The 14319-nt window shown below is 52.0% G+C and carries 4 tRNA genes and 7 rRNA genes; all 11 read left to right on the top strand.

The features are described 5' to 3' along the window. Nucleotides 1-205: 205 nt before the first annotated feature. Nucleotides 206-3095, top strand: a 23S ribosomal RNA gene (locus tag LN341_RS13765). A gap of 95 nt (nucleotides 3096-3190) precedes the next feature. Next, nucleotides 3191-3306 (top strand): 5S ribosomal RNA (gene rrf / locus LN341_RS13760). Nucleotides 3307-3703: 397 nt separating this feature from the next. Continuing rightward, a 16S ribosomal RNA gene (locus LN341_RS13755) occupies nucleotides 3704-5255 on the top strand. Nucleotides 5256-5325: 70 nt separating this feature from the next. After that, nucleotides 5326-5402: transfer RNA gene (locus LN341_RS13750), tRNA-Ile, on the top strand. Between the two features lie 45 nt (nucleotides 5403-5447). Further along, nucleotides 5448-5523 (top strand) — tRNA-Ala (locus LN341_RS13745). Nucleotides 5524-5779: 256 nt separating this feature from the next. After that, a 23S ribosomal RNA gene (locus LN341_RS13740) occupies nucleotides 5780-8669 on the top strand. A gap of 94 nt (nucleotides 8670-8763) precedes the next feature. Then, nucleotides 8764-8879: ribosomal RNA gene (gene rrf / locus LN341_RS13735) — 5S ribosomal RNA — on the top strand. A 397-nt stretch (nucleotides 8880-9276) separates the two neighbouring features. Beyond that, nucleotides 9277-10828, top strand: a 16S ribosomal RNA gene (locus tag LN341_RS13730). Nucleotides 10829-10899: 71 nt separating this feature from the next. After that, nucleotides 10900-10981, top strand: a tRNA-Ile gene (locus tag LN341_RS13725). Between the two features lie 48 nt (nucleotides 10982-11029). Continuing rightward, nucleotides 11030-11105 (top strand) — tRNA-Ala (locus LN341_RS13720). 256 nt (nucleotides 11106-11361) lie between these two features. Beyond that, nucleotides 11362-14251, top strand: a 23S ribosomal RNA gene (locus LN341_RS13715). The 16S, 23S and 5S rRNA genes sit together here with 4 tRNA genes alongside, the layout of an rRNA operon. Nucleotides 14252-14319: the final 68 nt, after the last annotated feature.

The following is a 14319-nucleotide window of genomic DNA, read 5'->3' as shown; positions in this document are numbered from 1 at the left end:
ATTCACAATGCTCTTTAACAATCTGGAAAGCTGACTAGTAATTCAATCTTAAAGATTGAATCAAAAACTGTTTCGAGAGAAACAGAGTTCTCAAGCAATACACATTCAAGTGTCTTGTGTAAGAGTCCGGCGAATAAACCAATTGTCTCTTTGTCAGAGACACAACCTTGGTTGTTTGAACATACGAAACCTCTTGGGGTTGTATGGTTAAGTGACTAAGCGTACACGGTGGATGCCTGGGCAGTCAGAGGCGATGAAGGACGTACTAACTTGCGATAAGCGGTGATGAGGCAGTAAGAGCCACTTGAGTCACCGATTTCCGAATGGGGAAACCCAGCTGCATAAGCAGTTATCATCAGGTGAATACATAGCCTGATGAGGCGAACCGGGGGAACTGAAACATCTAAGTACCCCGAGGAAGAGAAATCAACCGAGATTCCGGCAGTAGCGGCGAGCGAAACCGGATTAGCCCTTAAGCGTGTTTAGTGTCAGGTGAAGGTCCCTGGAAAGGGCCGCGATACAGGGTGACAGCCCCGTAACCGACGATGCTTTAGACGTGAAAACGAGTAGGACGGGACACGTGTTATCCTGTCTGAACATGGGGGGACCATCCTCCAAGGCTAAATACTCCTGACTGACCGATAGTGAACCAGTACCGTGAGGGAAAGGCGAAAAGAACCCCTGTGAGGGGAGTGAAACAGAACCTGAAACCGTGTACGTACAAGCAGTAGGAGCAGGCTTGTCCTGTGACTGCGTACCTTTTGTATAATGGGTCAGCGACTTAATTTCAGTAGCAAGGTTAACCGTATAGGGGAGCCGTAGGGAAACCGAGTCTTAACTGGGCGTACAGTTGCTGGGATTAGACCCGAAACCAGGTGATCTAGCCATGGGCAGGTTGAAGGTGAGGTAACACTTACTGGAGGACCGAACCGACTAATGTTGAAAAATTAGCGGATGACTTGTGGCTAGGGGTGAAAGGCCAATCAAACCTGGAGATAGCTGGTTCTCCCCGAAAGCTATTTAGGTAGCGCCTCGGACGAATACTACTGGGGGTAGAGCACTGTTAAGGCTAGGGGGTCATCCCGACTTACCAACCCTTTGCAAACTCCGAATACCAGTAAGTACTATCCGGGAGACACACGGCGGGTGCTAACGTCCGTCGTGGAGAGGGAAACAACCCAGACCGCCAGCTAAGGTCCCAAAGTATCACTAAGTGGGAAACGATGTGGGAAGGCTCAGACAGCCAGGATGTTGGCTTAGAAGCAGCCATCATTTAAAGAAAGCGTAATAGCTCACTGGTCGAGTCGGCCTGCGCGGAAGATTTAACGGGGCTAAGTGATACACCGAAGCTGCGGCAATGCAATTTATTGTATTGGGTAGGGGAGCGTTCTGTAAGCGGTTGAAGGTGTGCTGTAAGGCATGCTGGACGTATCAGAAGTGCGAATGCTGACATGAGTAACGACAAAGGGGGTGAAAAACCCCCTCGCCGGAAGACCAAGGGTTCCTGTCCAACGTTAATCGGGGCAGGGTAAGTCGACCCCTAAGGCGAGGCCGAAAGGCGTAGTCGATGGGAAACGGGTTAATATTCCCGTACTGCTTATTATTGCGATGGGGGGACGGAGAAGGCTAGGTGGGCCAGGCGACGGTTGTCCTGGTTTAAGGGTGTAGGCTGCAGAATTAGGCAAATCCGGTTCTGCATTAAGGCTGAGACCCGATGTCGAGTCACTACGGTGATGAAGTCATTGATGCCATGCTTCCGGGAAAAGCCTCTAAGCTTCAGATAATAAGCAATCGTACCCCAAACCGACACAGGTGGTCGGGTAGAGAATACCAAGGCGCTTGAGAGAACTCGGGTGAAGGAACTAGGCAAAATGGTACCGTAACTTCGGGAGAAGGTACGCTCTTGGCGGTGAAGTCCCTCGCGGATGGAGCTACTGAGAGTCGCAGATACCAGGTGGCTGCAACTGTTTATTAAAAACACAGCACTGTGCAAAATCGAAAGATGACGTATACGGTGTGACGCCTGCCCGGTGCCGGAAGGTTAATTGATGGGGTTATCTTCGGAGAAGCTCTTGATCGAAGCCCCGGTAAACGGCGGCCGTAACTATAACGGTCCTAAGGTAGCGAAATTCCTTGTCGGGTAAGTTCCGACCTGCACGAATGGCGTAATGATGGCCACGCTGTCTCCACCCGAGACTCAGTGAAATTGAAATCGCAGTGAAGATGCTGCGTACCCGCGGCTAGACGGAAAGACCCCGTGAACCTTTACTACAGCTTGGCACTGAACATTGACCCTACATGTGTAGGATAGGTGGGAGGCTTCGAAGCAGGTACGCCAGTATCTGTGGAGCCGTCCTTGAAATACCACCCTTGTCGTGTTGATGTTCTAACGTCGCCCCGTTATCCGGGGTGCGGACAGTGCCTGGTGGGTAGTTTGACTGGGGCGGTCTCCTCCCAAAGCGTAACGGAGGAGCACGAAGGTGGGCTAATCACGGTCGGACATCGTGAGGTTAGTGCAATGGCATAAGCCCGCTTAACTGCGAGAATGACGGTTCGAGCAGGTGCGAAAGCAGGTCATAGTGATCCGGTGGTTCTGAATGGAAGGGCCATCGCTCAACGGATAAAAGGTACTCCGGGGATAACAGGCTGATACCGCCCAAGAGTTCATATCGACGGCGGTGTTTGGCACCTCGATGTCGGCTCATCACATCCTGGGGCTGAAGTCGGTCCCAAGGGTATGGCTGTTCGCCATTTAAAGTGGTACGCGAGCTGGGTTTAGAACGTCGTGAGACAGTTCGGTCCCTATCTGCCGTGGGCGCTGGATGATTGAAGGGAGTTGCTCCTAGTACGAGAGGACCGGAGTGAACGAACCGCTGGTGTTCGGGTTGTGTCGCCAGACGCATTGCCCGGTAGCTAAGTTCGGCATCGATAACCGCTGAAAGCATCTAAGCGGGAAGCGAGCCCTGAGATGAGTCATCCCTGAGGCTTTAAGCCTCCTGAAGGGCTGTTCGAGACTAGAACGTTGATAGGCAGGGTGTGTAAGCGTTGTGAGGCGCTCAGCTAACCTGTACTAATTGCCCGTGAGGCTTAACCATACAACACCCAAGGGGTTTTTAGCGGACTCCATAAGCACTTGAATGATGTGCTGAGAACTTAAGTCAGATTTTCCAAGATTGTTGAACAAATTTTGCTTGGCGACCATAGCGCTGTGGACCCACCTGATCCCATGCCGAACTCAGACGTGAAACGCAGCAGCGCCGATGGTAGTGTGGGGTCTCCCCATGTGAGAGTAGGACATCGCCAGGCTCCTTATTCAGAAAAGCCCGTCCGGCGACGGGCTTTTTCTTCGCTCCCGACCTGCGGGTAGGAGCGGAGTCAAGACAGAGTTTTTTGCTTTTGACCGGGTATAAACCGGGATGAAAAAAGATGAAAATTTTGTCTTGACTTGAAATGAGGGAAGCGTATTATACGCATCCTGACTTGCTGAAGCGAAATGCGCTAAAGCCTTGAAAGTCAACGTTCTTTAACAATTTGACCATGCAATCTGTGTGGGCACTCGACAATGATACAGTCATCAAAGATTTTATCAGTGAACTGAGTGACCAAATCGATACTTAGGTATCGGCACAGTCAATTCGTTTCAACTTCGGTTGGAACATCAGTAATCACTGAGCCGCTTCTCTTTAGAGAGGCAACAAAACTTTAATTGAAGAGTTTGATCATGGCTCAGATTGAACGCTGGCGGCAGGCCTAACACATGCAAGTCGAGCGGCAGCGACATCAACAATCCTTCGGGTGCGTTGATGGGCGGCGAGCGGCGGACGGGTGAGTAATGCCTGGGAACATGCCTTAGTGTGGGGGATAACCATTGGAAACGATGGCTAATACCGCATAATGTCTTCGGACCAAAGCGGGGGACCTTCGGGCCTCGCGCGCTAAGATTGGCCCAGGTGGGATTAGCTAGTAGGTGGGGTAACGGCTCACCTAGGCGACGATCCCTAGCTGGTCTGAGAGGATGATCAGCCACACTGGAACTGAGACACGGTCCAGACTCCTACGGGAGGCAGCAGTGGGGAATATTGCACAATGGGGGAAACCCTGATGCAGCCATGCCGCGTGTGTGAAGAAGGCCTTCGGGTTGTAAAGCACTTTCAGCAGTGAGGAAGAGGTGAGTATTAATAGTGCTCATCTTTGACGTTAGCTGCAGAAGAAGCACCGGCTAACTCCGTGCCAGCAGCCGCGGTAATACGGAGGGTGCGAGCGTTAATCGGAATTACTGGGCGTAAAGCGCATGCAGGCGGCGTGTTAAGCCAGATGTGAAAGCCCGGGGCTCAACCTCGGAATCGCATTTGGAACTGGCATGCTAGAGTCTTGTAGAGGGGGGTAGAATTTCAGGTGTAGCGGTGAAATGCGTAGAGATCTGAAGGAATACCGGTGGCGAAGGCGGCCCCCTGGACAAAGACTGACGCTCAGATGCGAAAGCGTGGGGAGCAAACAGGATTAGATACCCTGGTAGTCCACGCCGTAAACGATGTCTACTTGGAGGTTGGTGTCTTGAACACTGGCTTTCGGAGCTAACGCGTTAAGTAGACCGCCTGGGGAGTACGGTCGCAAGATTAAAACTCAAATGAATTGACGGGGGCCCGCACAAGCGGTGGAGCATGTGGTTTAATTCGATGCAACGCGAAGAACCTTACCTACTCTTGACATCCAGAGAACTTTCCAGAGATGGATTGGTGCCTTCGGGAACTCTGAGACAGGTGCTGCATGGCTGTCGTCAGCTCGTGTTGTGAAATGTTGGGTTAAGTCCCGCAACGAGCGCAACCCTTATCCTTGTTTGCCAGCACTTCGGGTGGGAACTCCAGGGAGACTGCCGGTGATAAACCGGAGGAAGGTGGGGACGACGTCAAGTCATCATGGCCCTTACGAGTAGGGCTACACACGTGCTACAATGGCGTATACAGAGGGCGGCGAGCTAGCGATAGTAAGCGAATCCCACAAAGTACGTCGTAGTCCGGATTGGAGTCTGCAACTCGACTCCATGAAGTCGGAATCGCTAGTAATCGTGGATCAGAATGCCACGGTGAATACGTTCCCGGGCCTTGTACACACCGCCCGTCACACCATGGGAGTGGGCTGCACCAGAAGTAGATAGCTTAACCTTCGGGAGGGCGTTTACCACGGTGTGGTTCATGACTGGGGTGAAGTCGTAACAAGGTAGCCCTAGGGGAACCTGGGGCTGGATCACCTCCTTACCTAAAGACTGTGTCGTTGACGCAGTGTCCACACAGATTGCCTGGTCGAAATGTAGAGAGCGCAAGAGAAGGGTCTGTAGCTCAGGTGGTTAGAGCGCACCCCTGATAAGGGTGAGGTCGGTGGTTCAAGTCCACTCAGACCCACCACTGTCTTCCCAAATACAGTGGTTCAACACTCTTGCAATACTCGATGGGGCTATAGCTCAGCTGGGAGAGCGCCTGCCTTGCACGCAGGAGGTCAGCAGTTCGATCCTGCTTAGCTCCACCACTCTTTAAGGGTTTTCCCCGAGAATCTTTAGAAAGTGGTTATCTGTCGATAATTCACAATGCTCTTTAACAATCTGGAAAGCTGACTAGTAATTCAATCTTAAAGATTGAATCAAAAACTGTTTCGAGAGAAACAGAGTTCTCAAGCAATACACATTCAAGTGTCTTGTGTAAGAGTCCGGCGAATAAACCAATTGTCTCTTTGTCAGAGACACAACCTTGGTTGTTTGAACATACGAAACCTCTTGGGGTTGTATGGTTAAGTGACTAAGCGTACACGGTGGATGCCTGGGCAGTCAGAGGCGATGAAGGACGTACTAACTTGCGATAAGCGGTGATGAGGCAGTAAGAGCCACTTGAGTCACCGATTTCCGAATGGGGAAACCCAGCTGCATAAGCAGTTATCATCAGGTGAATACATAGCCTGATGAGGCGAACCGGGGGAACTGAAACATCTAAGTACCCCGAGGAAGAGAAATCAACCGAGATTCCGGCAGTAGCGGCGAGCGAAACCGGATTAGCCCTTAAGCGTGTTTAGTGTCAGGTGAAGGTCCCTGGAAAGGGCCGCGATACAGGGTGACAGCCCCGTAACCGACGATGCTTTAGACGTGAAAACGAGTAGGACGGGACACGTGTTATCCTGTCTGAACATGGGGGGACCATCCTCCAAGGCTAAATACTCCTGACTGACCGATAGTGAACCAGTACCGTGAGGGAAAGGCGAAAAGAACCCCTGTGAGGGGAGTGAAACAGAACCTGAAACCGTGTACGTACAAGCAGTAGGAGCAGGCTTGTCCTGTGACTGCGTACCTTTTGTATAATGGGTCAGCGACTTAATTTCAGTAGCAAGGTTAACCGTATAGGGGAGCCGTAGGGAAACCGAGTCTTAACTGGGCGTACAGTTGCTGGGATTAGACCCGAAACCAGGTGATCTAGCCATGGGCAGGTTGAAGGTGAGGTAACACTTACTGGAGGACCGAACCGACTAATGTTGAAAAATTAGCGGATGACTTGTGGCTAGGGGTGAAAGGCCAATCAAACCTGGAGATAGCTGGTTCTCCCCGAAAGCTATTTAGGTAGCGCCTCGGACGAATACTACTGGGGGTAGAGCACTGTTAAGGCTAGGGGGTCATCCCGACTTACCAACCCTTTGCAAACTCCGAATACCAGTAAGTACTATCCGGGAGACACACGGCGGGTGCTAACGTCCGTCGTGGAGAGGGAAACAACCCAGACCGCCAGCTAAGGTCCCAAAGTATCACTAAGTGGGAAACGATGTGGGAAGGCTCAGACAGCCAGGATGTTGGCTTAGAAGCAGCCATCATTTAAAGAAAGCGTAATAGCTCACTGGTCGAGTCGGCCTGCGCGGAAGATTTAACGGGGCTAAGTGATACACCGAAGCTGCGGCAATGCAATTTATTGTATTGGGTAGGGGAGCGTTCTGTAAGCGGTTGAAGGTGTGCTGTAAGGCATGCTGGACGTATCAGAAGTGCGAATGCTGACATGAGTAACGACAAAGGGGGTGAAAAACCCCCTCGCCGGAAGACCAAGGGTTCCTGTCCAACGTTAATCGGGGCAGGGTAAGTCGACCCCTAAGGCGAGGCCGAAAGGCGTAGTCGATGGGAAACGGGTTAATATTCCCGTACTGCTTATTATTGCGATGGGGGGACGGAGAAGGCTAGGTGGGCCAGGCGACGGTTGTCCTGGTTTAAGGGTGTAGGCTGCAGAATTAGGCAAATCCGGTTCTGCATTAAGGCTGAGACCCGATGTCGAGTCACTACGGTGATGAAGTCATTGATGCCATGCTTCCGGGAAAAGCCTCTAAGCTTCAGATAATAAGCAATCGTACCCCAAACCGACACAGGTGGTCGGGTAGAGAATACCAAGGCGCTTGAGAGAACTCGGGTGAAGGAACTAGGCAAAATGGTACCGTAACTTCGGGAGAAGGTACGCTCTTGGCGGTGAAGTCCCTCGCGGATGGAGCTACTGAGAGTCGCAGATACCAGGTGGCTGCAACTGTTTATTAAAAACACAGCACTGTGCAAAATCGAAAGATGACGTATACGGTGTGACGCCTGCCCGGTGCCGGAAGGTTAATTGATGGGGTTATCTTCGGAGAAGCTCTTGATCGAAGCCCCGGTAAACGGCGGCCGTAACTATAACGGTCCTAAGGTAGCGAAATTCCTTGTCGGGTAAGTTCCGACCTGCACGAATGGCGTAATGATGGCCACGCTGTCTCCACCCGAGACTCAGTGAAATTGAAATCGCAGTGAAGATGCTGCGTACCCGCGGCTAGACGGAAAGACCCCGTGAACCTTTACTACAGCTTGGCACTGAACATTGACCCTACATGTGTAGGATAGGTGGGAGGCTTCGAAGCAGGTACGCCAGTATCTGTGGAGCCGTCCTTGAAATACCACCCTTGTCGTGTTGATGTTCTAACGTCGCCCCGTTATCCGGGGTGCGGACAGTGCCTGGTGGGTAGTTTGACTGGGGCGGTCTCCTCCCAAAGCGTAACGGAGGAGCACGAAGGTGGGCTAATCACGGTCGGACATCGTGAGGTTAGTGCAATGGCATAAGCCCGCTTAACTGCGAGAATGACGGTTCGAGCAGGTGCGAAAGCAGGTCATAGTGATCCGGTGGTTCTGAATGGAAGGGCCATCGCTCAACGGATAAAAGGTACTCCGGGGATAACAGGCTGATACCGCCCAAGAGTTCATATCGACGGCGGTGTTTGGCACCTCGATGTCGGCTCATCACATCCTGGGGCTGAAGTCGGTCCCAAGGGTATGGCTGTTCGCCATTTAAAGTGGTACGCGAGCTGGGTTTAGAACGTCGTGAGACAGTTCGGTCCCTATCTGCCGTGGGCGCTGGATGATTGAAGGGAGTTGCTCCTAGTACGAGAGGACCGGAGTGAACGAACCGCTGGTGTTCGGGTTGTGTCGCCAGACGCATTGCCCGGTAGCTAAGTTCGGCATCGATAACCGCTGAAAGCATCTAAGCGGGAAGCGAGCCCTGAGATGAGTCATCCCTGAGGCTTTAAGCCTCCTGAAGGGCTGTTCGAGACTAGAACGTTGATAGGCAGGGTGTGTAAGCGTTGTGAGGCGCTCAGCTAACCTGTACTAATTGCCCGTGAGGCTTAACCATACAACACCCAAGGGGTTTTAGCGGACTCCATAAGCACTTGAATGATGTGCTGAGAACTTAAGTCAGATTTTCCAAGATTGTTGAACAAATTTTGCTTGGCGACCATAGCGTTGCGGACCCACCTGATCCCATGCCGAACTCAGACGTGAAACGCAGCAGCGCCGATGGTAGTGTGGGGTCTCCCCATGTGAGAGTAGGACATCGCCAGGCTCCTTATTCAGAAAAGCCCGTCCGGCGACGGGCTTTTTCTTCGCTCCCGACCTGCGGGTAGGAGCGGAGTCAAGACAGAGTTTTTTGCTTTTGACCGGGTATAAACCGGGATGAAAAAAGATGAAAATTTTGTCTTGACTTGAAATGAGGGAAGCGTATTATACGCGTCCTGACTTGCTGAAGCGAAATGCGCTAAAGCCTTGAAAGTCAACGTTCTTTAACAATTTGACCATGCAATCTGTGTGGGCACTCGACAATGATACAGTCATCAAAGATTTTATCAGTGAACTGAGTGACCAAATCGATACTTAGGTATCGGCACAGTCAATTCGTTTCAACTTCGGTTGGAACATCAGTAATCACTGAGCCGCTTCTCTTTAGAGAGGCAACAAAACTTTAATTGAAGAGTTTGATCATGGCTCAGATTGAACGCTGGCGGCAGGCCTAACACATGCAAGTCGAGCGGCAGCGACATCAACAATCCTTCGGGTGCGTTGATGGGCGGCGAGCGGCGGACGGGTGAGTAATGCCTGGGAACATGCCTTAGTGTGGGGGATAACCATTGGAAACGATGGCTAATACCGCATAATGTCTTCGGACCAAAGCGGGGGACCTTCGGGCCTCGCGCGCTAAGATTGGCCCAGGTGGGATTAGCTAGTAGGTGGGGTAACGGCTCACCTAGGCGACGATCCCTAGCTGGTCTGAGAGGATGATCAGCCACACTGGAACTGAGACACGGTCCAGACTCCTACGGGAGGCAGCAGTGGGGAATATTGCACAATGGGGGAAACCCTGATGCAGCCATGCCGCGTGTGTGAAGAAGGCCTTCGGGTTGTAAAGCACTTTCAGCAGTGAGGAAGAGGTGAGTATTAATAGTGCTCATCTTTGACGTTAGCTGCAGAAGAAGCACCGGCTAACTCCGTGCCAGCAGCCGCGGTAATACGGAGGGTGCGAGCGTTAATCGGAATTACTGGGCGTAAAGCGCATGCAGGCGGCGTGTTAAGCCAGATGTGAAAGCCCGGGGCTCAACCTCGGAATCGCATTTGGAACTGGCATGCTAGAGTCTTGTAGAGGGGGGTAGAATTTCAGGTGTAGCGGTGAAATGCGTAGAGATCTGAAGGAATACCGGTGGCGAAGGCGGCCCCCTGGACAAAGACTGACGCTCAGATGCGAAAGCGTGGGGAGCAAACAGGATTAGATACCCTGGTAGTCCACGCCGTAAACGATGTCTACTTGGAGGTTGGTGTCTTGAACACTGGCTTTCGGAGCTAACGCGTTAAGTAGACCGCCTGGGGAGTACGGTCGCAAGATTAAAACTCAAATGAATTGACGGGGGCCCGCACAAGCGGTGGAGCATGTGGTTTAATTCGATGCAACGCGAAGAACCTTACCTACTCTTGACATCCAGAGAACTTTCCAGAGATGGATTGGTGCCTTCGGGAACTCTGAGACAGGTGCTGCATGGCTGTCGTCAGCTCGTGTTGTGAAATGTTGGGTTAAGTCCCGCAACGAGCGCAACCCTTATCCTTGTTTGCCAGCACTTCGGGTGGGAACTCCAGGGAGACTGCCGGTGATAAACCGGAGGAAGGTGGGGACGACGTCAAGTCATCATGGCCCTTACGAGTAGGGCTACACACGTGCTACAATGGCGTATACAGAGGGCGGCGAGCTAGCGATAGTGAGCGAATCCCACAAAGTACGTCGTAGTCCGGATTGGAGTCTGCAACTCGACTCCATGAAGTCGGAATCGCTAGTAATCGTGGATCAGAATGCCACGGTGAATACGTTCCCGGGCCTTGTACACACCGCCCGTCACACCATGGGAGTGGGCTGCACCAGAAGTAGATAGCTTAACCTTCGGGAGGGCGTTTACCACGGTGTGGTTCATGACTGGGGTGAAGTCGTAACAAGGTAGCCCTAGGGGAACCTGGGGCTGGATCACCTCCTTACCTAAAGACTGTGTCGTTGACGCAGTGTCCACACAGATTGCTTGGTCGAAATAGTTAAGAGCGCAAGAGAAGGGTCTAGAGGTAGCTCAGGTGGTTAGGGCGCACCCCTGATAAGGGTGAGGTCGGTGGTTCAAGTCCACTCAGACACCACCACTACAGTCTTCCCAAATACAGTGGTTCAACACTCTTGCAATACTCGATGGGGCTATAGCTCAGCTGGGAGAGCGCCTGCCTTGCACGCAGGAGGTCAGCAGTTCGATCCTGCTTAGCTCCACCACTCTTTAAGGGTTTTCCCCGAGAATCTTTAGAAAGTGGTTATCTGTCGATAATTCACAATGCTCTTTAACAATCTGGAAAGCTGACTAGTAATTCAATCTTAGAGATTGAATCAAAAACTGTTTCGAGAGAAACAGAGTTCTCAAGCAATACACATTCAAGTGTCTTGTGTAAGAGTCCGGCGAATAAACCAATTGTCTCTTTGTCAGAGACACAACCTTGGTTGTTTGAACATACGAAACCTCTTGGGGTTGTATGGTTAAGTGACTAAGCGTACACGGTGGATGCCTGGGCAGTCAGAGGCGATGAAGGACGTACTAACTTGCGATAAGCGGTGATGAGGCAGTAAGAGCCACTTGAGTCACCGATTTCCGAATGGGGAAACCCAGCTGCATAAGCAGTTATCATCAGGTGAATACATAGCCTGATGAGGCGAACCGGGGGAACTGAAACATCTAAGTACCCCGAGGAAGAGAAATCAACCGAGATTCCGGCAGTAGCGGCGAGCGAAACCGGATTAGCCCTTAAGCGTGTTTAGTGTCAGGTGAAGGTCCCTGGAAAGGGCCGCGATACAGGGTGACAGCCCCGTAACCGACGATGCTTTAGACGTGAAAACGAGTAGGACGGGACACGTGTTATCCTGTCTGAACATGGGGGGACCATCCTCCAAGGCTAAATACTCCTGACTGACCGATAGTGAACCAGTACCGTGAGGGAAAGGCGAAAAGAACCCCTGTGAGGGGAGTGAAACAGAACCTGAAACCGTGTACGTACAAGCAGTAGGAGCAGGCTTGTCCTGTGACTGCGTACCTTTTGTATAATGGGTCAGCGACTTAATTTCAGTAGCAAGGTTAACCGTATAGGGGAGCCGTAGGGAAACCGAGTCTTAACTGGGCGTGCAGTTGCTGGGATTAGACCCGAAACCAGGTGATCTAGCCATGGGCAGGTTGAAGGTGAGGTAACACTTACTGGAGGACCGAACCGACTAATGTTGAAAAATTAGCGGATGACTTGTGGCTAGGGGTGAAAGGCCAATCAAACCTGGAGATAGCTGGTTCTCCCCGAAAGCTATTTAGGTAGCGCCTCGGACGAATACTACTGGGGGTAGAGCACTGTTAAGGCTAGGGGGTCATCCCGACTTACCAACCCTTTGCAAACTCCGAATACCAGTAAGTACTATCCGGGAGACACACGGCGGGTGCTAACGTCCGTCGTGGAGAGGGAAACAACCCAGACCGCCAGCTAAGGTCCCAAAGTATCACTAAGTGGGAAACGATGTGGGAAGGCTCAGACAGCCAGGATGTTGGCTTAGAAGCAGCCATCATTTAAAGAAAGCGTAATAGCTCACTGGTCGAGTCGGCCTGCGCGGAAGATTTAACGGGGCTAAGTGATACACCGAAGCTGCGGCAATGCAATTTATTGTATTGGGTAGGGGAGCGTTCTGTAAGCGGTTGAAGGTGTGCTGTAAGGCATGCTGGACGTATCAGAAGTGCGAATGCTGACATGAGTAACGACAAAGGGGGTGAAAAACCCCCTCGCCGGAAGACCAAGGGTTCCTGTCCAACGTTAATCGGGGCAGGGTAAGTCGACCCCTAAGGCGAGGCCGAAAGGCGTAGTCGATGGGAAACGGGTTAATATTCCCGTACTGCTTATTATTGCGATGGGGGGACGGAGAAGGCTAGGTGGGCCAGGCGACGGTTGTCCTGGTTTAAGGGTGTAGGCTGCAGAATTAGGCAAATCCGGTTCTGCATTAAGGCTGAGACCCGATGTCGAGTCACTACGGTGATGAAGTCATTGATGCCATGCTTCCGGGAAAAGCCTCTAAGCTTCAGATAATAAGCAATCGTACCCCAAACCGACACAGGTGGTCGGGTAGAGAATACCAAGGCGCTTGAGAGAACTCGGGTGAAGGAACTAGGCAAAATGGTACCGTAACTTCGGGAGAAGGTACGCTCTTGGCGGTGAAGTCCCTCGCGGATGGAGCTACTGAGAGTCGCAGATACCAGGTGGCTGCAACTGTTTATTAAAAACACAGCACTGTGCAAAATCGAAAGATGACGTATACGGTGTGACGCCTGCCCGGTGCCGGAAGGTTAATTGATGGGGTTATCTTCGGAGAAGCTCTTGATCGAAGCCCCGGTAAACGGCGGCCGTAACTATAACGGTCCTAAGGTAGCGAAATTCCTTGTCGGGTAAGTTCCGACCTGCACGAATGGCGTAATGATGGCCACGCTGTCTCCACCCGAGACTCAGTGAAATTGAAATCGCAGTGAAGATGCTGCGTACCCGCGGCTAGACGGAAAGACCCCGTGAACCTTTACTACAGCTTGGCACTGAACATTGACCCTACATGTGTAGGATAGGTGGGAGGCTTCGAAGCAGGTACGCCAGTATCTGTGGAGCCGTCCTTGAAATACCACCCTTGTCGTGTTGATGTTCTAACGTCGCCCCGTTATCCGGGGTGCGGACAGTGCCTGGTGGGTAGTTTGACTGGGGCGGTCTCCTCCCAAAGCGTAACGGAGGAGCACGAAGGTGGGCTAATCACGGTCGGACATCGTGAGGTTAGTGCAATGGCATAAGCCCGCTTAACTGCGAGAATGACGGTTCGAGCAGGTGCGAAAGCAGGTCATAGTGATCCGGTGGTTCTGAATGGAAGGGCCATCGCTCAACGGATAAAAGGTACTCCGGGGATAACAGGCTGATACCGCCCAAGAGTTCATATCGACGGCGGTGTTTGGCACCTCGATGTCGGCTCATCACATCCTGGGGCTGAAGTCGGTCCCAAGGGTATGGCTGTTCGCCATTTAAAGTGGTACGCGAGCTGGGTTTAGAACGTCGTGAGACAGTTCGGTCCCTATCTGCCGTGGGCGCTGGATGATTGAAGGGAGTTGCTCCTAGTACGAGAGGACCGGAGTGAACGAACCGCTGGTGTTCGGGTTGTGTCGCCAGACGCATTGCCCGGTAGCTAAGTTCGGCATCGATAACCGCTGAAAGCATCTAAGCGGGAAGCGAGCCCTGAGATGAGTCATCCCTGAGGCTTCAAGCCTCCTGAAGGGCTGTTCGAGACTAGAACGTTGATAGGCAGGGTGTGTAAGCGTTGTGAGGCGCTCAGCTAACCTGTACTAATTGCCCGTGAGGCTTAACCATACAACACCCAAGGGGTTTTAGCGGACTCCATAAGCACTTGAATGATGTGCTGAGAACTTAAGTCAGAT

It is taken from the genome of Photobacterium sp. TLY01 (assembly GCF_021432065.1).
GTDB classification, from domain to species: domain Bacteria; phylum Pseudomonadota; class Gammaproteobacteria; order Enterobacterales; family Vibrionaceae; genus Photobacterium; species Photobacterium halotolerans_A.
The sequence above is the reverse complement of the archived record's forward strand: the minus strand, read 5'-3'. Positions and strand labels throughout refer to the sequence as shown.